Annotated in this window: 21 protein-coding genes, 3 tRNA genes and 1 rRNA gene; 6 read left to right on the top strand and 19 right to left on the bottom strand. The window is 45.4% G+C overall.

Translation table 11 applies throughout. The features are described from left to right. Positions 1–9: 9 nt before the first annotated feature. From K6V26_RS28055 to K6V26_RS28040, 4 genes are all read right to left on the bottom strand, one after another. A tRNA-Ala gene (locus K6V26_RS28055) sits at positions 10–83 on the bottom strand. Positions 84–108: 25 nt separating this feature from the next. Beyond that, positions 109–182: transfer RNA gene (locus tag K6V26_RS28050), tRNA-Ile, on the bottom strand. 156 nt (positions 183–338) lie between these two features. Further along, positions 339–1,865, bottom strand: a 16S ribosomal RNA gene (locus tag K6V26_RS28045). A gap of 711 nt (positions 1,866–2,576) precedes the next feature. After that, positions 2,577–3,209 (bottom strand): hypothetical protein, encoded by a 633-nt coding sequence (locus K6V26_RS28040; RefSeq protein WP_046146337.1) that lies wholly within the window; start codon positions 3,207–3,209, stop codon positions 2,577–2,579. 130 nt (positions 3,210–3,339) lie between these two features. Between K6V26_RS28040 and K6V26_RS28035 the strand changes: the two genes are divergently transcribed. Then, a complete protein-coding gene (locus tag K6V26_RS28035; protein ID WP_224264373.1) occupies positions 3,340–4,773 on the top strand; it encodes a sensor histidine kinase in 1,434 nt (477 codons plus the stop codon). After that, positions 4,770–5,453: a response regulator transcription factor gene (locus tag K6V26_RS28030; RefSeq protein WP_046146335.1), complete on the top strand. Its 684-nt coding sequence runs from the start codon at positions 4,770–4,772 to the stop codon at positions 5,451–5,453. Before K6V26_RS28035 ends, K6V26_RS28030 begins: the two co-directional genes overlap by 4 nt. 5 nt (positions 5,454–5,458) lie before the next feature. Here the strand turns inward: K6V26_RS28030 and K6V26_RS28025 are convergent, their stop codons facing one another. The 5 genes from K6V26_RS28025 to mltG all read right to left on the bottom strand — a co-directional run bounded on the left by K6V26_RS28025 (position 5,459) and on the right by mltG (position 10,068). Beyond that, entirely contained in the window at positions 5,459–6,247 is a 789-nt protein-coding gene (locus K6V26_RS28025; RefSeq protein WP_224264372.1) for a 4Fe-4S binding protein, read from the bottom strand. 5 nt (positions 6,248–6,252) lie between these two features. Beyond that, on the bottom strand, positions 6,253–6,759 hold the full coding sequence (locus K6V26_RS28020) for a peroxiredoxin family protein (protein ID WP_009859487.1): 507 nt from the start codon (positions 6,757–6,759) through the stop codon (positions 6,253–6,255). Between the two features lie 5 nt (positions 6,760–6,764). Beyond that, a complete protein-coding gene (locus tag K6V26_RS28015; protein ID WP_224264371.1) occupies positions 6,765–7,346 on the bottom strand; it encodes an indolepyruvate oxidoreductase subunit beta in 582 nt (193 codons plus the stop codon). After that, entirely contained in the window at positions 7,343–8,941 is a 1,599-nt protein-coding gene (locus K6V26_RS28010) for a thiamine pyrophosphate-dependent enzyme (protein WP_046146333.1), read from the bottom strand. Before K6V26_RS28010 ends, K6V26_RS28015 begins: the two co-directional genes overlap by 4 nt. Positions 8,942–9,024: 83 nt before the next feature. Next, the gene (gene mltG, locus K6V26_RS28005) at positions 9,025–10,068 is read right to left on the bottom strand and encodes an endolytic transglycosylase MltG (protein ID WP_009859490.1); all 1,044 of its coding nucleotides are present in this window, start codon (positions 10,066–10,068) and stop codon (positions 9,025–9,027) included. 146 nt (positions 10,069–10,214) lie between these two features. Here mltG and K6V26_RS28000 point away from each other — a divergent pair. After that, positions 10,215–10,301, top strand: a tRNA-Ser gene (locus tag K6V26_RS28000). Positions 10,302–10,552: 251 nt separating this feature from the next. After that, positions 10,553–10,861, top strand: a complete 309-nt coding sequence (locus K6V26_RS27995; protein ID WP_010800535.1) for a hypothetical protein — start codon at positions 10,553–10,555, stop codon at positions 10,859–10,861. Between the two features lie 76 nt (positions 10,862–10,937). On the opposite strand, the gene K6V26_RS27990 is transcribed toward K6V26_RS27995, so the two are convergent. The 10 genes from K6V26_RS27990 to K6V26_RS27945 form a co-directional block, all read right to left on the bottom strand. Then, entirely contained in the window at positions 10,938–11,195 is a 258-nt protein-coding gene (locus tag K6V26_RS27990) for a hypothetical protein (RefSeq protein WP_009859492.1), read from the bottom strand. A gap of 96 nt (positions 11,196–11,291) precedes the next feature. Then, positions 11,292–12,035, bottom strand: a complete 744-nt coding sequence (locus tag K6V26_RS27985; RefSeq protein WP_009859493.1) for an alpha/beta hydrolase — start codon at positions 12,033–12,035, stop codon at positions 11,292–11,294. A gap of 49 nt (positions 12,036–12,084) precedes the next feature. Continuing rightward, on the bottom strand, positions 12,085–12,942 hold the full coding sequence (locus K6V26_RS27980; protein ID WP_224264370.1) for a helix-turn-helix transcriptional regulator: 858 nt from the start codon (positions 12,940–12,942) through the stop codon (positions 12,085–12,087). Positions 12,943–13,234: 292 nt separating this feature from the next. Next, entirely contained in the window at positions 13,235–14,635 is a 1,401-nt protein-coding gene (fumC, locus tag K6V26_RS27975; RefSeq protein WP_224264369.1) for a class II fumarate hydratase, read from the bottom strand. Positions 14,636–14,691: 56 nt separating this feature from the next. Beyond that, positions 14,692–16,011 carry an MATE family efflux transporter gene (locus K6V26_RS27970; protein WP_224264368.1) on the bottom strand — a complete coding sequence of 440 codons (1,320 nt, stop codon included), beginning with the start codon at positions 16,009–16,011 and terminating at the stop codon, positions 14,692–14,694. Between the two features lie 378 nt (positions 16,012–16,389). Continuing rightward, positions 16,390–16,758 (bottom strand): VOC family protein, encoded by a 369-nt coding sequence (locus K6V26_RS27965; RefSeq protein ID WP_224264367.1) that lies wholly within the window; start codon positions 16,756–16,758, stop codon positions 16,390–16,392. Positions 16,759–16,847: 89 nt separating this feature from the next. Beyond that, complete coding sequence (locus K6V26_RS27960; RefSeq protein ID WP_224264366.1) at positions 16,848–17,669, bottom strand: AraC family transcriptional regulator; 822 nt, start codon at positions 17,667–17,669, stop codon at positions 16,848–16,850. A 225-nt stretch (positions 17,670–17,894) separates the two neighbouring features. Further along, positions 17,895–18,752, bottom strand: a complete 858-nt coding sequence (locus K6V26_RS27955) for an AraC family transcriptional regulator (RefSeq protein WP_044215299.1) — start codon at positions 18,750–18,752, stop codon at positions 17,895–17,897. 106 nt (positions 18,753–18,858) lie between these two features. Next, the gene (locus K6V26_RS27950; RefSeq protein WP_195438336.1) at positions 18,859–19,230 is read right to left on the bottom strand and encodes a DUF4907 domain-containing protein; all 372 of its coding nucleotides are present in this window, start codon (positions 19,228–19,230) and stop codon (positions 18,859–18,861) included. Next, a complete protein-coding gene (locus K6V26_RS27945; protein WP_224265886.1) occupies positions 19,205–20,206 on the bottom strand; it encodes a Kelch repeat-containing protein in 1,002 nt (333 codons plus the stop codon). Before K6V26_RS27945 ends, K6V26_RS27950 begins: the two co-directional genes overlap by 26 nt. A 264-nt stretch (positions 20,207–20,470) precedes the next feature. Between K6V26_RS27945 and K6V26_RS27940 the strand changes: the two genes are divergently transcribed. Beyond that, positions 20,471–21,793: a DUF4270 family protein gene (locus K6V26_RS27940; RefSeq protein WP_129698389.1), complete on the top strand. Its 1,323-nt coding sequence runs from the start codon at positions 20,471–20,473 to the stop codon at positions 21,791–21,793. Continuing rightward, positions 21,780–22,982, top strand: a complete 1,203-nt coding sequence (locus K6V26_RS27935; protein ID WP_195438334.1) for a hypothetical protein — start codon at positions 21,780–21,782, stop codon at positions 22,980–22,982. The genes K6V26_RS27940 and K6V26_RS27935 overlap by 14 nt, the downstream gene beginning before the upstream one ends. Positions 22,983–22,984: the final 2 nt, after the last annotated feature.

Here is a 22,984-nt window from a genome sequence, read left to right as displayed (position 1 = left end):
AACTTTTCGTGGAGAATAACGGATTCGAACCGTTGACCCTCTGCGTGCAAGGCAGATGCTCTAGCCAGCTGAGCTAATCCCCCAGTTTTTCCCTTTTCAGAGATTCTGTAGTCCCAGGCAGAGTTGAACTGCCGACCTCTACATTATCAGTGTAGCGCTCTAACCAACTGAGCTATAGGACTGGCTTATCTTAATCTCCTGAAACTGCCGGATTTCCTTCAGCTTCATCTTTCTCTACTGGGTATCCAGTTTATAAGATCATATATAAATACATATTCAACCGTAGTACAAGTTAACTAATACCTTTAGTCAACTTGATAACGAACTCTTCGCTCCAGAAAGGAGGTGTTCCAGCCGCACCTTCCGGTACGGCTACCTTGTTACGACTTAGCCCCAGTCATCGGTTTTACCCTAGGCCGATCCTTGCGGTTACGGACTTTAGGTACCCCCAACTCCCATGGCTTGACGGGCGGTGTGTACAAGGCCCGGGAACGTATTCACCGCGCCATGGCTGATGCGCGATTACTAGCGAATCCAGCTTCACGAAGTCGGGTTGCAGACTTCGATCCGAACTGAGATGAGGTTTGGAGATTAGCATCCTGTCGCCAGGTAGCTGCCCTTTGTCCCCACCATTGTAACACGTGTGTCGCCCCGGATGTAAGGGCCGTGCTGATTTGACGTCATCCCCACCTTCCTCACAGCTTACGCTGGCAGTCTCACTAGAGTCCTCAGCTTGACCTGTTAGTAACTAGTGATAAGGGTTGCGCTCGTTATGGCACTTAAGCCGACACCTCACGGCACGAGCTGACGACAACCATGCAGCACCTCGCAAATTGCTATTACTAGAGACTCTGTTTCCAGAGCTGTCAATATGCGTTCAAACCCGGGTAAGGTTCCTCGCGTATCATCGAATTAAACCACATGTTCCTCCGCTTGTGCGGGCCCCCGTCAATTCCTTTGAGTTTCACCGTTGCCGGCGTACTCCCCAGGTGGATTACTTAACGCTTTCGCTGTGCCGCTTACTGTGTATCGCAAACAGCTAGTAATCATCGTTTACTGCGTGGACTACCAGGGTATCTAATCCTGTTTGATCCCCACGCTTTCGTGCTTCAGTGTCAGTTATAGTTTAGTAAGCTGCCTTCGCAATCGGAGTTCTGCGTGATATCTATGCATTTCACCGCTACACCACGCATTCCGCCTACCTCAAATATACTCAAGTCAACCAGTTTCAACGGCAATTTTATGGTTGAGCCACAAACTTTCACCGCTGACTTAATTAACCACCTACGCACCCTTTAAACCCAATAAATCCGGATAACGCTCGCATCCTCCGTATTACCGCGGCTGCTGGCACGGAGTTAGCCGATGCTTATTCATATGGTACATACAAAAAGGAACACGTTCCTCACTTTATTCCCATATAAAAGAAGTTTACAAACCATAGATCCTTCATCCTTCACGCGACTTGGCTGGTTCAGGCTCTCGCCCATTGACCAATATTCCTCACTGCTGCCTCCCGTAGGAGTCTGGTCCGTGTCTCAGTACCAGTGTGGGGGACCTTCCTCTCAGAACCCCTATCCATCGTAGACTTGGTGAGCCGTTACCTCACCAACTATCTAATGGAACGCATGCCCATCTATCAGCGATAAATCTTTAACAAATATTTCCATGTGGAACCCCTGTTTTATGCGGTATTAGTCCGACTTTCGCCGGGTTATTCCCCTCTGATAGGTAGGTTGCATACGCGTTACTCACCCGTGCGCCGGTCGCCACCAATGTATTGCTACACCGTGCTGCCCCTCGACTTGCATGTGTTAAGCCTGTCGCTAGCGTTCATCCTGAGCCAGGATCAAACTCTTCGTTGTTTAAATTGTTTTATATCTCTATGCTCAGAATCCGTTATTTTATTTCAAGTTATTGACGGTATTAATTTCTAATACTTGTACTACTTGTTGATATGTAAATCTTTCAAAGAACTTTCGCTTTCTTTTCGATTGCGGCTGCAAAGGTAAGGACTTTTTTTAAACCACCAAATTTTTTAGAAGAAAAATTTGAAAAGTTTTTTTTGAGTCGCTGTGGCGGTTGGAATTTTGCTTAGAACCTCTAACCTCATCCCCTTTCCTCAGGTTACCTCTTTCATCATGTTGGTGCGCCGTTCTCTCTCGAATGCGGGTGCAAAAGTAGTAGATTACTACATACACTCCAAACTTTTTATCGATTATTTTTCATTTATTTTTTAACGGCAGGCACTGTAATATAATGTACGCACAAAGAAGACTGAAAAAATATTCCTCGCTAACCAGTACACCCCGCATCTTTCGATTCGACCATACGGTTACTTTAGGTTTTTGTCTACTTATTTCAGGACACGACTTCCCTTTCTTTTATTCGTTCAATATATATCGAATGAATAATACACTATTATCAAATGAATAAAGCATATATGTGTTCTTTGCGTTTGATATATATCAAACGAATCACTTATACTGTAGCCGGACTGAGTTCGATACAAGTATATACAGAAAACGAAGGAAGGAAAAAGGTATCTATACATAACCTTAAAAAACTCAGGATTACTAAATATTTTTCTTCCCATATTTAAAAATATAACTAAAACCAATCCCTATTTCTATAGGAGTCGATGTTTTCAGTTTCTTATCAAATTCAACAATTCCTGATTTATAATAATCCAACGTGCTATATCCCAACCAAGCGGCTATAGAAAAAGAACGACCTACCGGATACTGATAACCAGCCTTTATTACATATTCGAATTCGTGATGAATAGATTGCCCCTTATTTGACAAACGATCGAAATTCCAATTCAGTCGGTTGTAAGCAAATTTATTTTCAATAAAGATATAATGGGAACGATCAATTTTTTCTTCGTATTTAATTGGCAAATAAAACTTCGGAGAGATATGAAGAGAAAAAAAAGAACCTTTATAGACTAAATTATCCCCTCTTAATCCTCCCAACCCAACTCGCTGTGTAAAACCACCTCCACCAAAACCAGCATTAACCCCAAAGAAAGGGACAAAATCAAATTCATATCCGATATCAGCGGCAATAACTCCAGGATTACCTATTTGGCTCAATGTGTAATGCCAACCGAATAAATATTTGAAACCGGCATTAATCTTCTGTCCTTCCTGAGCATAAGATACGACAACAGGCAATAGCAATAATAAAACCAGTATCTTCTTCATATTATTCTTTCGTTTAAGACAATACAAATATAGAAAGAGCCCCCTAATCAAACCGTTACCACATTGCCATCTACTGTTATTTAGTGTTACCACCGGAATGAACGAAGACAAATCAAGTTATATTTGTAATATGAAATTACAAATGCGTCTTATACTGATCTTCGTTTCCTTATCGGTCCTGGGAATATTCTTTTTCCAGGGATATTGGTTATGGAATAGTTATAACATAGAAAAACAACAAATCAGAAGAATTATCAACGAAACACTTCAGCAAGCAATTAATGAAGATCTGACAGAGCGGATGGAAAAAATGAAAAACGACACGACACCCGGTGCACCTCACGGCCAAGTGGAGTTCAGTTTTTCTATGGACAGTACTTCCCATACAGCCTCCCAACAGACACCCCGGAAATATTATTCCCGTACCCGGCTCCAATTATCCAATGAAACCGACAGCACCGTTTTTCAGGCTTATAAACCGGAAAACACCCCCATGATGAGAATGGCATTCAAAGGAATCTGGCAAGCTATTAACGGGATTTCTCCTGTAAACATTGAAAAAACCGACAGCCTATGGTCAACCTTTCTCAGTGCAGAAGGTATATACAACCGTCATTTTATCGACTTTACACTAGGCACAGACACTCTTCTGGCTTCTTCTTTACCGGACAACCAGAATCCAACCAATTTGCTTGCCACCCAAAAAATAGGCGTTAACAGTGACGATAGTATCGGCATGCAAGGATTTATCATTGCACCCGGAGAGACAGTACTCAAGCGGATGGGGCCATTGTTTCTCGCCTCATTCTTTCTGATTATCATTACGACAACTTGTTATATCTACCTGATACGAACCATTTTACACCAGAAAACGATCGCCCAGATAAAAAATGATTTCGTCAACAACATGACCCATGAACTGAAGACTCCGATCACCATTACTTACTCAGCTATCGACGCTTTGCAAACATTCAATTTCGTCGAACAAAAAGAGACACGGGAGGAATATTTCACACTTTGCCGCCAACAATTAAAGCATCTTTCCGGTCTGGTTGAAAAGATACTTAGCATGGCTGTCGACGAGCGCAAAAACTTCCGGCTGCAAAAAGAGACTTTCCGGATAAAACCGGTCATAGATAATCTGGCACAACAGCTTACGCTAAAAACAGATAAACCTGTTTCTTTTCAGATCGTCTGTGAACCTGAGGAACTGACGATATATGCCGATAAACTGCATTTCACCAATGTAATCAGCAATATGCTCGATAATTCAATCAAGTACTCCGGAAAAAGCGTACTAATCTCCATTCGGATAAACCGAATAGAGAAAGGGACTCAAATCGACCTGACAGATAACGGTATAGGCATCCCTACCGTTCAACTAAACCGCATATTCGAACGTTTCTATCGTGTCCCCAAGGGGAATATACATGACGTGAAAGGTTTCGGACTCGGACTCAGCTATGTCAAAGACATCATAGAGCGGCATAACGGGACTATTACCGTTGAAAGCAAAGAAAAAGAAGGAAGTACATTTACTATTATAATACCGGAAAAGAAATGATACATGTATTATTGGCCGAAGATGAAATAGCATTAGCTAAAATAATCAAAGACAGCTTGGAAAGCCGCCGGAAATTCCAAATTACAATTGCGGCAAACGGCAATGAAGCAATGTCTTTATATCACCGCTCAAAACCGGATATCCTGGTATTGGATGTGATGATGCCTCAAATGGATGGATTCACGCTTGCCAAAATGATCCGTCAAACCGACACACAGACACCGATCTTATTCCTTACCGCACGCTCATCGGTCGATGACCTGGTAACCGGTTTTCACCTGGGAGGAAATGATTATCTGAAAAAGCCGTTCGACATGGAAGAATTGATCGTTCGCATCCTCGCCCTATTGAACCGTCCGATAATCATAGAAGAAGAAAAACGACCGGAAGTTTTCAGCATCGGTCAATATACGTTCGATTACCCCCGTCAGACGTTACAGATAAGCGACCAAACAGAAACATTATCGCATCGGGAAGCCGAGATTCTACGCATGCTCTGCCAACATACGAATGATGTATTGCACCGTAAACCGGTTTTACTGGAGTTATGGGGAGACGATTCCTTTTTCAATGCCCGCAGCATGGATGTTTTTATCACCAAGCTACGTAAAAAATTAAAAGCCGATCCCTCGGTTCAGATTGTGAACATCCGGGGGATCGGCTATAAACTGATCATATAGTAAAATCAAATAAACAATTCAGGTTCGCGACGTGCGCTGAAGTTTTTATGAAGCATAGCCGTATAGGGAGTATCGAAAGTACGGGCCCCTTCCGGACATTCTTTTACGCAGGCACAGCATTTAATACAAAGCGACGGATCACTGAACATACGATCATCGACAATCGATATCGCCGCAACAGGGCATACATCGATGCAATACTCACATTGTGTACACAAATCCTCATCCGTCACAGGAGCCTGTGGAGTGGAAGGACCTTTTACTTTGTACGGGAAATTTCCTTTTACCTCCAACGGCTGTAAATCCGTCAACGTCAATACGTTATCCAACTTTTTCAGAATTTCGCTACCGAATTCGGATGCTTTCAACAAATCGTCCTTATCCGGCCGACCGGCGGCAATAGGCATATCTTTCCGACTGTATGAATGCTCACCGATAAAGGCACCGGCACTCACCGGCACGAATCCCTGAGCGGAAAGCGCATCGCTTAACTCCTTTAAAGCGTCTTCGTAATCGCGGTTTCCGTAGACTACGACAGGAATAACCGGAGTTGCGTTTCCTTTAAACATACGGATGCGATCCATAGCCGTCTCCGCAACGCGGCCTCCATATACAGGAACCGCAACGATTACCAGTTCATTCCCTCCCATCGAAAGCAGTTCCTTCAATCCTTCATGGGTAATATCCGATTCGGACAAAGTATCCGCTTCCAACGCTTCGGCAATTGCATAAGCTATTTTTGCAGAAGTATGCGTCGGAGAGAAATAAATCAAATGTATATTCTGATATTGCATATCGTTTACTTTAAAGATGCACCAATCTTATCCATCAATCCGGCAAACTCCTCTTCGGTATATCCCTTGCCGGCATACATCACTTTTCCGTCTTTACCTATCAGATAAGTACGGGGAATCAGGTTCTTTGCAAATGCTCCGAAGATGGCACGGTTCTTATCCGGATACAACGGGAAGGTGAAACCTTTTTTCTCATTATACTTTGCCAACTCGGCATCTGTATGTTCACGTCCAATCACCAACATCTGAAAGTTTTTATTATCCTTAAACTTCGGCCACAACTTCTGCTGTACTTCCGCCAGTTCTTTCTGACAGGGAGGACACCAGGTTGCAAAGAAATTTATCAGCACTACTTTCCCTTTCAGGGAAGCAGACGAGATTTGTTTACCATCGTCGGAAACGATCGTGAATGCAGGCATCTGGTCGCCCACTTTTATAATATCACCATCGTTCTGAGCACGGGCTACAAACGCGAAAATTGCAAGCAGGACGGTTAAGAGGTACTTCTTCATAGGCTTTATTTTATTCTTTGGGCAACATCGTAACCGGCTTTCAGGGCTTTCAGGTTCATCTCAACCACTTCTTCCCCTTTACGACCGAAGATACGACGGATACCATCTTCTATTTTATTATACTCAATTCCAATAAAAGGAGCAGCAGCACCCAACATCACGATATTGGCGGCACGGGCCGTAGAGACTTCCTTAGCTATAGCTTCCACATCCAGGATAACCTTATGCGGCAATTTATCCAGCTCTTCGTTTACTTTCTCCATATCCGGATAATTAGGGATATTGACAAACGGCTGTGAATTAGTCACCAACCAACCATCTTCTTTCAGATAAGGAAGATAACGGAGACTTTCCATCGGTTCCAGGGAAATGATCAGGTCGGCATGTCCCTTCGGAATCAGGTCGGACGCGATCGGCTGGTCAGACAAACGCAGGTTCGACTGTACGTCGCCACCACGCTGGCTCATTCCGTGAACTTCCGCCTGCTTCATATACAAACCTTCTTTCAAAGCGGCTTCTCCAACAACGGCGGCAATAGAGAGGATACCTTGTCCTCCTACACCTGACAATATAATATCTGCTCTCATTTCTTGCTTGCTTTTTTCTTTCTTGTTAATGTCTGGATACATTCACGACGCGGGATCAGGACAGATACGCCTTTGTATTCGATCTCTTCGCGGATGATCTGTTTCATTTCTTCGTAATTCTTCTTCAACGGGATCATAACACGGATATGAGCGGGATCAACACCGATACCTGCACAGATAGCTTCCAGGCGTCCTGTTCCGGCTGAATCCTGTCCGCCGGTCATAGCCGTTGTTTCATTATCGGAAATCACGATTGTGATGTTTGTATCCTCATTGACACAATCCAGCAAACCGGTCATACCGGAATGCGTGAAAGTAGAATCACCAATTACCGATACGGCCGGGAATACACCGGCATCAGAAGCCCCTTTCGCCATTGTAATGGAAGCCCCCATATCGATACAAGAGTCGATTGCACGGAACGGAGGCAAAGCTCCCAATGTGTAACAACCGATATCGCCGAATACTTTCGGGTCTTTATATTCAGCCAGCACCTCATTCAATGCTTCATACACATCGCGGTGACCGCAACCCTGGCATAATGCAGGCGGACGCTGTTCCACCACTTCGGGGATAGCATAGTAACTGGTAATATCTTTGCCTAAAGCCTTGCCTACGGCATCCGGAGTCAACTCGCCGTCACGCTGTAAAGTCCCGTCCAAACGGCCGTGAACAGTTATCCCTTTACCCAGGAACCCTTTCAATTGTTCTTCCACAACCGGATAGCCTTCTTCAAGCACCAGAATTTCCTTACATTCACCGGTAATCTTTTCCACCAACTTACGTGGCAACGGATATTGAGTAATCTTCAATACCGGATATTCGAACCCGTCAGGATAATTCTCCGACAGATAGTTGAATGCAATACCGGTTGTAATGATACCCATCTCTTTGTTGGGAGCATCGAAATACTGGTTATATTTTGAACTTTCAGCCGCTTCGGTAAACCCTTTCTGCGCTTCCAGCAATACTTTGAAACGTTTGCGTGCCAAAGCCGGAAGCAAGATAAAACGCTGACGGCCGTCAGGCGGACAACTCATCGTATTTTCTTCCTTGATCGGACGCGTTACCACACCGGCACGAGAGTGCGCCATACGGGTAGTAATACGCATCAAGATCGGATAACCCAGTTTTTCTGAAAGCTCGAAACCTTCATACACCATATCGTATGCTTCCTGCTGGCTGGATGGTTCCAACATCGGGATCATAGCAAAATTTCCATATACACGGTTATCCTGCTCGTTCTGTGATGAGTGCATGGAAGGGTCGTCGGCCGTAATAATAATCATACCACCGTTGATACCGCTCATTCCGGCATTCATAAAGCAGTCTGCCGCCACATTCAGTCCGACATGTTTCATACAGCAAAGCGAACGCTTTCCGGCATAACTCATACCTAAAGCTGCCTCCATTGCTGTTTTTTCATTCGTACTCCAACGGCTGTGTATCCCCCGTTCTTTCGCTACTGCCGAGCCTTGTATATACTCGGTAATTTCAGTTGAAGGGGTACCCGGATAGGCATAAACACCGGAAATACCGGCATCGATCGCAGCCTGTGCGATAGCCTCATCCCCCAAGAATAGTTGTTTTTCCATGTATATTTGTTTTCTTAAATTGATTTTTATGTTATACCAACAGCCAAAGATACAGCTTTTACCATAAACAAAAAGCAAAAAGCCTACCGAATCTTTCTCCTGTTCAGTTCAGCCCGGTAACGGTTTGCATTGCGATTATGCTCTGCCAGCGTTGCCGCAAAATTATGCCGGCCCGAAAAATCTTCTTTGGCGCACATATAAAGATAATTATGCTTCATATAATTCAAAACGCTGTCCATCCCCTTGATAGTCGGGACACGCAGCGGTCCGGGCGGCAACCCGGCATATTTATATGTATTATATGGAGAATCTATTTCCAGATGTTCGAACAGGATACGTTGCAAGGTAAAATCACCCACTGCAAATTTGACGGTAGGATCGGCTTGTAACGGTATGCCACGATGCAGACGATTCAGATACAAACCAGCCACAATCGGATATTCATCCGCCGCAGCCGTTTCTTCCTCTACGATGGAGGCCAGGATGGCGACTTCCGCAGGTGTCAGATCAATCGCTTTTGCCTTCTCCAGACGTGCTTCCGTCCAGAAGGCTTTATATTCACGATTCATACGCTGCATCAGTTTTTCTGCGGGAATATTCCAATAGACCTCATAGGTGTTCGGAATAAACATGGAGAGGATTGTTTCGGTAGTAAATCCCAGCGAATCGCAATAAGCCGAATCGTTCAGCAAGACAAGCAGGTCATCTTTATCCAGCATCAACTGTTCGTCCAACCGTTCCACCAGATCATCTTTAAAGCGGATATTATTAAAGGTAAGACGGGTTGCCACCTGATGACCGCGCCGCAGATCGTTCAACAGTTCCAGGTTGCTCATTCCCGGCGATACCGCATATCGGCCGGTCTTCATATTTCCCTGGTATTGCAGGAATCCGGCCAACTGTTTAAAACTTCCGATACGATTGCAGCCGGCCGAATCAATCAACTGACGGCAAAGTTCGCCGAAATCCTTGTCTTTTCCTATATACAGATAAACCGTTTCTTTGGGAGTAAAGTTAGGCGCCCATGCCAGACGGTATCCCCAGAAACCTGTGCCCGCCAGCAAAAAGACTAAAAATACGACAATCCCAATTAGTATATTACGCTTCCCCTGTTTTTTCTTATTCATTTTTTCCTCCAATAAAATACTGATTATCAGAACAGGTCACAAAAGTAATACCTTTTTCCGAAAAAATAGATGCAAAATCCTTTGTTTATTTAAAAACATCCGCCTATCTTTGCAGCGCAATTCTAAGGAAGAAGCACAGAACACATGGAAGTGTGGGTGAGTGGCTGAAACCACCAGTTTGCTAAACTGACGTACTCGTAAGGGTACCGGGGGTTCGAATCCCCCCGCTTCCGCTCCAAAGGCTGTTAGTCGAAAGATTGACAGCCTTTGTTGTTTTACCCCCTAAAACGAACCTGCCATTGAGGAAAATTTCATCACATTTCCCCAATTCCACATCCCCATTCTACAGTCTGGCACAATCACGAATACGCAATACTGTTTGATTATCAACACACAAGCAATCATACCATCCGTTTGGCACACGAATTGAATTACATTAAGCGTATTAGTAATAAAAGATTGTTGAATTAAAAAAATTAAGATCATGAAAAAGGTATTAGTAGTAATGGCAATGGTTATGGGTGTTGGTTGTATGAGTGCTATCGCAGCAGAAACAAGTGTTGATTCAGTAGCTTGCTGTCAGTCTACTCAGGATGAGTACACAAAGGTTGAAGTGGCAGATGTTCCCGAAGTAGTGAAAACAGCAGTTGAAAAAGCCTATGCAGGCCAGACCATCAAAGAAGCCTCTGTAGCAGAAAAAGACGGAGCCAAGACTTATAAACTTGTTATCGCTACAGCCGAAGGTACGGAAAGCACAGTTACCTTCAATGACAAAGGCGAAGAAGTAAAATAAAATTTAATAACAACAGTTATGTCGGTTAAGACAAACGTCCGGATGTCCCCAGGGAAGTCCGGACGTTTTGTTGTTTTTAGCTCTCATGTTTTTCAGCCCATTCAAATATAACCGGACTCTGCACATCCACACCGAACTCCGCCGCTTTTTGCAGGATACGGTAAGCCAGCAACGGCTTCTTATCCTCGGGTGCATATCTGAAATAAGATTCGGCAGCCCTTACATGGGCCGCATCGGGCATAGGAAACTCACGGGTTTCCGGAAGACCAAAATCAGAGGAAGGAAGTTCCTTGCGTTCTTCTGTCGTCAACTTGTCACTAAACCTGTTTACCATAATCATTTATTTTTGATTGTTCATTATAACCCACTCAACAACCAAAAAGCTCATTTCTATTGCCTGATTTAGCAATTATTCTATTAAAACAGGGAATCAATCCTCTTTCTTCAGCAAGATGATATCCAGAATGGAACTGACTGTATCCGCTTTTTTGACCACCATCAGATGATCGCCTCCCTCAACGGGAAAAACATTTTCAAGCCGGTCATAAGGAAAGATCTGATCGGCCGTGCCATGAATATGATAAAGGTGTTCGCTCTTATTGTCCGGTACCCAGTCAGTGATCTGTTCTACCGCCCATTTGATATATATGGGATCGGTAACAGTCATATACTCTGCCAGGTCGGAATTGGAGGCATTATATACCAGGCGGTTAAAGGCATTGGTAATAAAGTCGGTCGACGAGAAAAGCCGTTTAGGCATAAACTCCATCAGGTTGACTTTCCTGACTGCCTGGAAAAGAATAGGGATTTCCCTTTTGCTTTTAAAGGAAGAAATGATAACGCACTTCTCCGGTTTCAGAAAAAGTGTCATCTCCTGCATGATAACGGCACCAAAAGAATAACCGATCAGGATAAACGGGCGCGAGGTGTCGATCGTCTTTGCCATCTTATGGGCATACTCCGACAATGATTCGTCGGGGCTGGGAATAAACCATTCAATATAGGCTTTTTTATACCCCTTCGGAAGCCGCAGTTTGTCAAAGACCTTACAGTTATAGCACATCCCGGAAATAAAATAGACAGTAATATCCTCCGCCTCCTTTTTCCAAAGCCAGTTTACCAACGATGACAAACGTCTCCACAGTCCGGGTGATTGCACTTTACTTCCTTCCATATATCATTTTTACTTTATAAGCATAAAGATAGTGGTTTTGTTCAAATGATCATCTATCGGCTTTCAGCTGACGTAATAATTCGGAAGGAGTGCAGCCAAACTGCTGCTTGCAGAAACGTGTAAAATGAGTCGCCGAGTTAAACTTATACAACCGCATAACATCACTCAGCGTATTTCCCGGTTCGGCCAGTTTGAAACGCACATGTTTTGCTTTTTGTTTCAATAACCATTGATGGGGAGAGATTCCGAACTCTTCCTTGAACTTATTATTAAAATTCGTACGTCCCATACCGGCTATTTTTGCCAACCCGTCCACCTGGTCCACCTTCAGATAATTTTCAAGTATGAGGGAACGGAAATCCAGCGATTTTCCAACGATAGGATGAAATAAATAAGCCAACTCTTCTTTTCGATAAAATCCCCGAAACAGCAAAAACAGCTCCATCGACTTTATCTCATGCAAATGCTTGCAGTTCATCTTCGACTCCAGGTATTCTATGATAGTCTCCAGGAATAAACGTAAAGGCGGATATATAACAGTCGGCTGATAATCATACTCGATCTCACGACTAAGGGGAGCCAGCGATTGAAGTTCCAGTTTATTGCAAGCACCGGGGAAACGGTCAAACGTAAATATAACAAGGTTGGAATCAGATAATATCTTACAGAAAAAATCAGAGGACTTCGGGATCAATATAAACTCATCCGACCGGATGATTCTGTTTCTTTGCTCATTACAACAAATAACAGCTTCACCTTCCAGGAAAAAGATCAGATGATGGCAATCCTTGTCCTGCTCTTTCAGTTCACTCTCCTCTCTTACTATACGATGTTTAAATCCAACTAAAATATCCGGAGAATAATCTTTACAAGATATATGCTCTTCCAAATAAAGTAACTTTTTCATTACATCCCCCATTTTTAATTCCGACATTAGTGTTTCCTCATATTTACCTTTACAACGGTATCGCATTCAGTCGGTTATTCACTCACTATACAAAAGGCTCATTTCACAATTTGAAACAAATGTATAACTTTTTCCGGTTAAACAACTCACATATCCATCGTTAATGTTTACATATCTGCTACGGAAATACGGCGAGGCTATTATTGTCCGGCGCTTTCCGAAAATAAAAAAGTGCAGTTCCTGCATATATTACAAAAACAGCACTTTATCAATTACTTATCAGAAAATTAAGTTACTCAATCCTGCCTACCATTCCGGAAGGATCCACCCATTCATCGAACTCTTCGGCCGTAAGCAACCCGGAATCAACGGCTGCCTGCTTCAACGATTTGTTTTCACGAAATGCTTTCTGGGCAATCGAAGCTGCTTTATAATAACCGATCTTCGGATTGAGTGCCGTCACCAGCATCAGGGATTCGTCCAGATGTTTCTTTATAGTCTCTTTTACCGGCTGGATACCGACAGCACAATGGTCGTTGAAACTCCGGCAACCATCACCGATCAGCCGCGCGCTGTGCAGAAAATTATAAATAATCATCGGCTTGTACACATTCAACTCAAACTGCCCCGACGCACCGCCTACGGAGATCGCCACATCGTTTCCCATGACCTGCGCCGCAATCATGGTGAGAGCTTCGCACTGGGTCGGGTTCACTTTCCCCGGCATGATAGACGAGCCCGGCTCATTTTCCGGCAAACGGATTTCACCGATTCCCGCACGCGGACCGGAACCCAGCATACGGATATCGTTGGCTATCTTCATCAGGCTGACTGCGACGCCTTTTAACGCACCGTGCGTTTCAACGATCGCATCATGGGTTGCCAGCGCCTCGAATTTATTGGGCGCCGTGACAAACGGCAGACCGGTCAGTTCCGATATTTTCTTTGCCACCTTCTCCCCATAGTTTTCCGGAGTGTTGATACCGGTACCGACAGCCGTACCTCCCAACGCCAGTTCCGCCAGATGCGGCAATGTATTCTTTATCGACTGGATGCCGTATTCCAGTTGGGCGGCATACCCGCTAAACTCCTGCCCCAAAGTCAAAGGAGTCGCATCCATAAAATGAGTACGCCCGATCTTGACGATCGGCATGAACTCCCGGCTTTTCATGACAAGGGTACGGTGCAACAACTCCAGAGACGGAATCGTGTTCTCCCGAAGCATCTTATAAGCGGCGATGTGCATAGCCGACGGGAACGTATCATTAGACGACTGCGATTTATTCACATCGTCGTTAGCCATCAGGACCTTCACCTCATCGGTCAGTTTTCCGCCATTCAGGACATGTGCACGGTTGGCAATCACTTCATTCACATTCATATTGGTCTGCGTACCGCTACCAGTCTGCCAGACCACCAGGGGAAACGCCTCATCCAGGCGGCCCGCCAGTATCTCATCGCAGACACGTACTATCAGATCGCACTTTTCCACCGACAGCACACCTGCATCCTTATTGGCCAGCGCGGCTCCTTTTTTGAGGTAGGCAAAGGCATAAATAATCTCTTTGGGCATACGGTTTATATCTTGTGCAATCTCAAAGTTTTCGATACTACGTTGCGTCTGCGCTCCGTAATAAGCATCCACAGGAACCCTGACGGTTCCCAGGGTATCTTTTTCTATTCGACATTCCATAACTTCTTCTTATTCGTTTTTCTTATAAAACCATTCAGATTATGAATTGTTTACGATTACAACCGGTATGTCTTTTTATATACACACTTCATGTACCAATAAGATAAGACGAAGAGAGACAGGACATAAATATGTTCCGTCGTCCAATACACAGCGAGAGGGAGATTCGGGGTTGCGGACAATACATACAGGTATATCACATAGAAAACCGTCGTGACCACTTCAAAAAGGAAAGCCGTACGGGTCCTTCCGGTTCCGGTAACGGCATTGCAATAAATATGAGCCGGAACCGAAAAGAGGTAATTAGCCAGCATGACCGTAAAAGGCCAGAAGGCAATCCGGATCAACTCCTCATTCTTCGTATAAACGCCCAACACCGCATCGGAGAAAAAGAAGGTCAGCACAATCAAAGGAAGTCCTACAAAATAACCCAGGCAAACCATTTTACGGCACAAAGGCATCACCTTTGCGTATTCGCCTGCCCCTATCAGATTGCTGACCAACGATCCCGTTGTTGTCGAGAATGAGCAGACGATCACAAAAAAGACCGTCGATATGCTCCGGATGATATTGGCTACAGCCAGTATGTTTTCTCCCAGATGTTCAATCATCACGAAAAAGAAGAACCAGGGAGCCACACTGATAAAAGCATGCATCATACTCCACACAGAGAGATGAAGCAAACGGAGCAATAACCGCCCGTCGTACACAGGCCGCAAGCCATACCGACATTTGTCGACCTCCCGGAAGATATAGACAAGAAAGACGATTAAAAAAGACAATTCAGACAAGGTTGAAGCCAGAGCGGCACCGGAAATACCCAATCGTGGAAACCCAGCATGACCGAATATCAACAGGTAATTCAGTAGGATATTGGTCGTCACCATAACCACGGCCCCGACAGTCAACACCCTGGTTTTGATAATCCCGACAAAGAAAGAACGGAAAGCCAGTGCCGGGAAAGTAAACAGAAGCCCGAATGTCCGCCAATCGAGATAATCCATTACGGCACCATAGACCTCATCCGAAGTGACCAATCCGGATAAAATAACCGGTGCAATCCATTTGGATAACAGGAACAGGAAAACCGCCAGCACTACCAGGAAAAACAATCCCTGAAAAAACACCTTTCCCGTTTCATCGTATTTCTGTTCGCCGTTACGGCGTGCCACCATAACCTGCAATCCGAGGCTAAAACCAAAACCCAGCATATAAAGAATCAGGTAATACATGCCGGCCAGGGCGGAAGCGCCCAGCTCAACCTCCCCGTAATGCCCCAGAAATATAGCGTCGGTAATATTGATCAGTTGTTCCATTAAAATGCTCATCATCACGGGATAGTTGATGAGCCAGATCTGTTTGTATGTGAAATTCATAATTCAACTTAATATATAGCGTCGGCATACGTTCCCGCCAGAGAACATACCGCGACCATGAATACTAAAAAATAGATAGATTGTACCCTGTATAAAATAGGATAGCGAAAGTCAGGCAAAACAGTTTTTGCCTTATGTCCGGGAGAACGACGCTATATACAGAGTTGCCACTTCATAAGTTGAATAATCGGATTATTTGATTCGGGAACAAATGTAGGAGTTTTTTCAGGAAATAACAAGGAGGTGCCCAAAGTCTCTCCACAGTCATCCTTGGATAGCCCTAGGATCGCATACTACACCGACAAAACAGGTTGCATGAATTGTCGGATCAAGTGCGTCATGACAAAACAGACTTTACAGCACCTCCTTCAAGCATGTTTACTTATCAGAATACAATCCCAGCGTATTTCCTTCGCTATCGGAAAACATTGCGAAATAGCCGCGGTCTTCGGATTCGATCTTTGTCTTTTCGCGGACGATGCTGCCACCGTTGGCTTTGATCAGAGCAAGCGTTGCATCCATGTCGTCCACATTCAGATGGACAAGCACGCCGTTCTTTGCCGGAAGGAAGTCGGCCGCCCATGAGATAGCACCCGGAGCCAAGCCGTCCTCGTCGGGGAAGAAAGCCATCTTTTCGGATTTGCATTCCATCACGCTCAATTCCAGGTTCAACACTGTTTCATAAAACTTCACGGCTCTGCCAAAATCTGCCGTAGGGATCTCGAAGAAAGAAACTAACTTTTTCATGTTCACTTTTTTTGTCGTTAAACTATTTCTGCCAATTGACAATGCAAAGGTAGGACACGCCGAAGGAGCAAACTTGGAAAAAAAGGACATTAGTCGTTTTCGGTAGAAAAATAATCGGAATAGGGTGCACAGAGGGACAGGTATTCCTTCGGCGTATAGCCGGAGAATATTTTAAACTCGCTGATAAGATGAGGCTGGTCGTAGAAACCGCATTCGCAGGCCAGCCGCGAAAAGGTCATGCCCGGAACAGACTGCAACATATACAAAGCATACTGGAAACGGACTATGCGCAGGAAATCTTTGGGACTGATCCCTATATGCCCGGTAAACACACGCTGAAACTGCTTGGTACTTAAAAAGACGGAAGATGCCAGGTCGGATACACGTATCTCCCCTTTTTCACGGTCGATCGTCGAGATCACAGAACGCATGCGCTCCAGGTTATACGATTTCAAGGGATTTAACCGACGAAGGAGGAATTGCTCGACCAGACGGATACAATTCCGGTCTTCTGCTTCGTATAGGAGGCGGTCTTCCAGTTCCAGCAGGTCGCGGTCGCCTGCCTCACCGGCAGTAACCTTCCGGTCACAAAATTCGCTGACCGGTATACGGAAAAACGCATTGGCGGCATAGGTATGGAAAACGACAGCCAATATCTTTATATTTCCGGTATAGCTCAGGTCGGAGAAGCCGACGAACTGCCCGCACAGGACGGACTGGCTATCCAACCGGCGGGTATCCTGCCGGGAAGAAAGCGAGACCGGATTTCCGCGGTAGAAAAGCATCTGGATATTACCACACGGAATAATACGCTCGGTACTCCGGGCGACACTATCCGTCTCCAGCAACCAGTAATGCCTGATGTAAGGAGCAAGTGTCGGCGATGGTAATACGATCTGAAATGATTCCATGGCGGCAAATATACAAATTTATCCGGCCGGGATATAACTATCGAAGTACAAAACTGTCGGAGAACTACCGACATCATTCCGGCAATCTGCCACCCTTTTTCCGCAGACTAAGGCAGGAATCATCCTACATGATTGCCACAATCATCCCACATGATTACTACAATCATCCGGGATGATTCCTGCTTTAGTCGTATAGGCGACCATGCCGATGTCCGGCAAAGCCGTCTATTCGACCGGGACATAAATCTCGGTCATCAACTCTTCCGGTGCCGTATTGGCCGGATTGTTCAGATACTTTTCATACCCCGGGGAGTCGGCCGGTTTATAGCCGCCTTCCGGTAACAGGTGCGAATAGACCGTATCGTATACGGATTTCAGATGTTCATAAGAACCCTGATAGCGGTAAACAGCATATTTGCCGCCCGGCAACTGTTTTACTCCTATTTCACCCCGCGGTTCCGCCGGTTTGGGGAGGATAAGGCAAACGTCTGTCCGCAACTTATCCGGCTCGGTCACTTTGGGATCGTTATGATAAATACAGATATGCTCGATGCCCTCCGAGAAGAGGTTCTGTTCTTTCACGAATCCCCATAACTTTTGCCAGGCTCCGCAATAATCGAGGTTCATATACGCTCCCGACAGACGCAGGTAAGCGATCTGGCAGGCCGGAAGTTCTTTCACTTCCGCTTCTATTTTCAAATCGTGTCTTATTTCTAATGGTCTCATGATAATGTAATCTTTGTTTTTACGATATCCGTTCGGCGAAATACCATAGAACTGTTTGAACACCTTCGACAGAGAAGAGGGTACATCGTATCCAACGCGCCAGGATATTTCCTGTACCGGCATATCAGAGTGACGCAGTAACCGAGCGGCCGTCTCGACTCGCATCCTGACAATAAAGGCACCTATATTTTCACCGAGGAATGCCTTTACTATCCGATGGAAATGCCAGGGCGAAAAACCGGACATTTCTGCCAGTATATCCAGATCAATTGTTTCGCTCAAATGATTGTTGATATACTCCACGAGGATATTTACTTTACGCTGATACTCTTCCGTTGTTGCAGGTCGTTGTTCCATATTCTTTTGTATTTCGCTACAAAGATAACCTCCGGCCTGAAAACCTACTTGTCCTATCTTGCTAAAAAGAGAAAGGGCGACCATCACTGGCAGCCCCTTCCGACGTTCACGTTGAATTATCGTTTGTTTCTAAATCAGAGAGTGAATGTTTAATATCATCCATTGTTATTGAAAAATTTTCATTGTTGTTGAGCCTTTCCAGGACCAGCGCGCCGATCTTACGGGCACTGGCCTCATCCGGGAAAGACCTTAGCGTGTCAATTGCAGGAATGGTGGGCTGATATATCAACACCTTCTCATTCATCACGATCCGATAGCCCCAGCCATCCTCCAATTGAAACGTTTGCAACTCCGGTTGCCGGCCGTCCGGGGACCCCTTTTCCCCGGGACGGAAATAAATAAGTGAAATAAGTACCGGTAGCAGCACCAAGCCCCAAAGAGCTTTTCTACCTTTAATAGTCATCATCGTCGTATTCATAAGGGTGAAGTTCCCAAACGTCATCAAAACGGTAAGTGCTGCTTTTACCCGTTGCCACAAATCCCCTCTCACCATTGGAGAAGCCGACCGCAACCGTACGGGCCGTACCTTTGAATTTGGCTACATTTTCCCACAAATCGGTTGCAGGATAATATTTCCAGGTGTCAGAACGTAAACTTCCGCTTTCACCGCAGGTCAGGTAGACAGCTCCGTCGATCACGAAAGCCACACCATTCATACGTGCTATATTATAATCATCGTCATAATCATCATCTGAAGTATCGGCTATGTCGCGTAATTGCGTCCATGATTCCGTCAACGGGTCAAACATCCAGAAATCGTCCACATATTCTCCGTTGTTCACTCCGCAGCAGACATATGCCTTGTTGTCCAAAACAAAACTGGTGGCACCCCAGCGTTTAGTCCCCCCGATACTAACGATCTGCTGCCAGCTGTTGGAAGAAGGATTGAACGCATAGAAATCTTTCAGATAATTTCCGTCGTCACCACAACCGATATAGGCCTTTCCGCTGACACCGAAAGCCACCGCACCGTAACGCGCCGTTCCGGGGAAGTCGGCTTTCTGTGTCCAAGTATTGGCAGCAGGGTCATATTCCCAGAAATCATTCAGACGGTTCACTCTGTCATAGCCGGTTCCGAAATAACCTTTACTATCGACAGTCATGGCCACCGCTGAGTTTCGGGCTGTCCCCGGGAAGTTAGCCTTTTGTGTCCAGGAATCGCGGTCCATATCATACTCCCACAAGTCTGACAGACAGTTTTTACCATCATACCCGCAAACCAGATAGCCTTTATTTCCGATAGAGAACGAAGAGGCATCACTGCGTGCCAGGCCGTCGAAGTCGGATACGCGATACCACTTACCTATCAAATCATCATCATCGTCATCCCCACAGGATACCATTACCAGAGGCAGCAACGCCAGCAGGAACAGAAATAGTCTTTTTTGTGTCATCATATAACGTGTTACTGTTTACGGTTGCAAAAGAATAAAGTATCCGAAACACCGGCAAATTAAATCGACAAATGGCGGTTCCTGTCCGATGAACGGGTATTTATGGGAGGTAAAAGGCTTTTTCGGACGTTGTTTCCGGCTTAGCGCCGACTAATCTCCGGAATCAGGCGATTAACAGAGAAATCCGGGGCATTGGCAGGTTATTCTTGCACAGGAAATACCGAATCCGGTTCTTTGTGCGGTCAATAGAATAGTATTATATATATGAAAAGAAGCCTTTTTCTGCTATGGATATGCCTGGCAACAGCCGGTTGCCTCTTCCAATCCTGCTATGACGAGAGTAATAAGTATGGTAACGGATTAGTATCTTCGGCATTCCGCAATATCAGTACCGACACCAGTACGGTGACAGTCGCAGCCATGCTGATCGACTCGCTGGAAACCTCCGGCAAGGAGCTCGTCCTGCTGGGTGAATATACGCATCCGGTATGGGGCAAAATGTCCGCCTCCGGTTATGTATCCTATAACCGTCCTTCCTATAATACCGATATAGACGAGCGCGTCGTACTCGATTCGCTTATGCTCACCTTCAGGTACGGAGGTTATTATATTGGTGACACGCTGAAGACCCAACGCTTCAACGTACACAGGCTGACCCAGAAACTCAGGCTGGGAGACAACGGTTATCTTTATAACACCTCGTCGTTCACCTATGAACCCGAACCATTGGCAAGCCATAGCTTTATCCCGCGGCCGAACAGCGGGGAAGAGGTGGAAGTGCGTCTCCCAGACGAAATGGGCCAGGATTTCCTGACCCGTTTCCACAGCCGCGACGTACAGGTTAATTCCGATTATTTCGAAGATTATTTCAAAGGGCTGGTCGTTATTCCCGAAGGGGCCGACAACCAGTCGCTCCTCTCCTTCCAAGTGGCCGACAGTTCAGCCGTGCTCGTTCTCCATTACCATATAATAGATGAAAAGGAAAACGAACAGGAACTGACCTTTACGCCCAATACCAGCACCCAGTTCAACCATTACGAGCATGACCGGAGCGGTACGGCGCTGGAACCATTTCCTCCCGGGCAGAAGGAAATCCCTTCCTCCCAACTGGATAACAGGGGTGTTTTGTTTGGCGGACTGGGATGGTATGCCCGCCTGGAATTTCCTTATATCAATAATATCCTTATGCAGGGAGAGCAGGTGGCGATTGAAAGCGCACTGCTAAAAATTTATCCTGAACCGGGCACGTTTTCGGCAGAGAATGCCCTGCCTGACAGCCTTTATCTTTATATCGCCGACGAGAACAACGTGGTTACCGATGCCGTGACCGACTATCTCGGTGAAGAGGTGCAAAGCGGAACATTGGTAAAAGATGATACGTATGATGAAAATACCTATTATTACTTCGACATTACCAGTTTTATGCAACAGGAACTGGGAGCTTTCGGTATGTATAAGCATAACCTGCAACTGGTATTCAACGAAGATACTTATACAAAGACATTCCGCAACCTGACCATCAGCGACCAGCAAGGCCGTTCGCCCATTGTTTTACAGCTAATCTACAAAGTATATGAAAGTTATTAAGCATCTGACTCTATTCCTTTTACTGACCCTTCCCGTCCATGCACAAAATATAATGACCTCGTCGCCTTACTCGATGTTCGGGATCGGCGAGATCGTAACGGGATTGTATGGTTCCAATTCGGCGATGGGAGGTGTATCGACAGGTATGCGCGGCACCTGGTTGCTCAATACGGAAAATCCGGCTGGCCTGACGGGGCTCGACACGCTCCGGTTGTTTGCCGAGACATCCGCCTTTATGAAAAGCGAGTCGTACCAGTCGAAAAACGGCAACAGCAATGCTTTCACCGGAAATATGTCGGCTTTCACGCTGGCAGGACGTATCATGCCGCACTGGTATATGGCAGCGGGATTGACCCCTTATTCATCGGTCGGCTATTATTTCCAGAGTACGGAACCACTGGAAGGCTCACCCGGTTCATACTATACAAGTACGTTCGAAGGATATGGCGGACTATCAAAGGTTTACCTGACCAATGCATTTATGTTGGGCAAGAATCTATCGGTCGGCGTCAACGTCAGTTACATCTTCGGGAACACCAAACTTACGGAAAGCCAGAGCAGCATTTCCGTAGAGAACAGAATGTACACGCATGCGTTCTATGCTGATTTCGGATTGCAATATCACCGCCAGATCGGAAAAGAGACGGCTTTTACAATCGGGGCCGTTTACGGATATAAACAGCGACTGAGCATTGAAAATTCGATCGCAATCGTTTATAGTAGCAGCGAAACGGAGGAGAGTAAAAGGAATACAACCCAATATCTGCCTCAATTTGCCGGCATAGGCGGCTCGCTGACCTACAAGAAATGTACTTATGCGCTCGACTATGATTTCCACCAGTACAGCAGCCTTTCATCGGGCGACAGCCGGGTAAAATTCAGGGATTCGCATAAATTGCGGCTGGGGTTCGATTATTCGCCCAACGGTTATTCGTCTTCGAGTTTCTGGAAACGCAGTTCATATAAGGCCGGGGTAAACCTGTCGACTCCTTACTTGCAGATCAACGGGCAAAAAGGTTACGCTTACCGCTTCAGTGCCGGAATGGGACTTCCGGTAACGAACGGACGGATCAACGTAGCCCTTTACTACGACAAGACCCAACTAAATAATGATGTATACGGACAGAGCACTTTCGGGATGACGGTTACGTATACGCTGAGTGAGTTGTTTTATAAGTTGAAATTGTAATC

Origin of the sequence: Parabacteroides goldsteinii (assembly GCF_020091425.1) — a bacterium.
Taxonomy (GTDB): domain Bacteria; phylum Bacteroidota; class Bacteroidia; order Bacteroidales; family Tannerellaceae; genus Parabacteroides; species Parabacteroides goldsteinii.
The sequence above is the reverse complement of the archived record's forward strand: the minus strand, read 5'-3'. Positions and strand labels throughout refer to the sequence as shown.

What these genes read in the sequence shown, in the direction of transcription:
- fumC (WP_224264369.1), bottom strand. Translation starts at nt 14,635, where the DNA reads ATGGAATGTCGAATAGAAAAAGATACCCTGGGAACCGTCAGGGTTCCT.
- K6V26_RS27980 (WP_224264370.1), bottom strand. Translation starts at nt 12,942, where the DNA reads ATGAAAAAGTTACTTTATTTGGAAGAGCATATATCTTGTAAAGATTAT.
- K6V26_RS27935 (WP_195438334.1), top strand. Translation starts at nt 21,780, where the DNA reads ATGAAAGTTATTAAGCATCTGACTCTATTCCTTTTACTGACCCTTCCC.
- mltG (WP_009859490.1), bottom strand. Translation starts at nt 10,068, where the DNA reads ATGAATAAGAAAAAACAGGGGAAGCGTAATATACTAATTGGGATTGTC.
- K6V26_RS28015 (WP_224264371.1), bottom strand. Translation starts at nt 7,346, where the DNA reads ATGAGAGCAGATATTATATTGTCAGGTGTAGGAGGACAAGGTATCCTC.
- K6V26_RS28020 (WP_009859487.1), bottom strand. Translation starts at nt 6,759, where the DNA reads ATGAAGAAGTACCTCTTAACCGTCCTGCTTGCAATTTTCGCGTTTGTA.
- K6V26_RS28030 (WP_046146335.1), top strand. Translation starts at nt 4,770, where the DNA reads ATGATACATGTATTATTGGCCGAAGATGAAATAGCATTAGCTAAAATA.
- K6V26_RS27945 (WP_224265886.1), bottom strand. Translation starts at nt 20,206, where the DNA reads ATGACACAAAAAAGACTATTTCTGTTCCTGCTGGCGTTGCTGCCTCTG.
- K6V26_RS27990 (WP_009859492.1), bottom strand. Translation starts at nt 11,195, where the DNA reads ATGGTAAACAGGTTTAGTGACAAGTTGACGACAGAAGAACGCAAGGAA.
- K6V26_RS27985 (WP_009859493.1), bottom strand. Translation starts at nt 12,035, where the DNA reads ATGGAAGGAAGTAAAGTGCAATCACCCGGACTGTGGAGACGTTTGTCA.
- K6V26_RS27970 (WP_224264368.1), bottom strand. Translation starts at nt 16,011, where the DNA reads ATGAATTTCACATACAAACAGATCTGGCTCATCAACTATCCCGTGATG.
- K6V26_RS28010 (WP_046146333.1), bottom strand. Translation starts at nt 8,941, where the DNA reads ATGGAAAAACAACTATTCTTGGGGGATGAGGCTATCGCACAGGCTGCG.
- K6V26_RS27940 (WP_129698389.1), top strand. Translation starts at nt 20,471, where the DNA reads ATGAAAAGAAGCCTTTTTCTGCTATGGATATGCCTGGCAACAGCCGGT.
- K6V26_RS27965 (WP_224264367.1), bottom strand. Translation starts at nt 16,758, where the DNA reads ATGAAAAAGTTAGTTTCTTTCTTCGAGATCCCTACGGCAGATTTTGGC.
- K6V26_RS28040 (WP_046146337.1), bottom strand. Translation starts at nt 3,209, where the DNA reads ATGAAGAAGATACTGGTTTTATTATTGCTATTGCCTGTTGTCGTATCT.
- K6V26_RS28035 (WP_224264373.1), top strand. Translation starts at nt 3,340, where the DNA reads ATGAAATTACAAATGCGTCTTATACTGATCTTCGTTTCCTTATCGGTC.
- K6V26_RS27960 (WP_224264366.1), bottom strand. Translation starts at nt 17,669, where the DNA reads ATGGAATCATTTCAGATCGTATTACCATCGCCGACACTTGCTCCTTAC.
- K6V26_RS27955 (WP_044215299.1), bottom strand. Translation starts at nt 18,752, where the DNA reads ATGGAACAACGACCTGCAACAACGGAAGAGTATCAGCGTAAAGTAAAT.
- K6V26_RS28025 (WP_224264372.1), bottom strand. Translation starts at nt 6,247, where the DNA reads ATGCAATATCAGAATATACATTTGATTTATTTCTCTCCGACGCATACT.
- K6V26_RS27995 (WP_010800535.1), top strand. Translation starts at nt 10,553, where the DNA reads ATGAAAAAGGTATTAGTAGTAATGGCAATGGTTATGGGTGTTGGTTGT.
- K6V26_RS27950 (WP_195438336.1), bottom strand. Translation starts at nt 19,230, where the DNA reads ATGAATACGACGATGATGACTATTAAAGGTAGAAAAGCTCTTTGGGGC.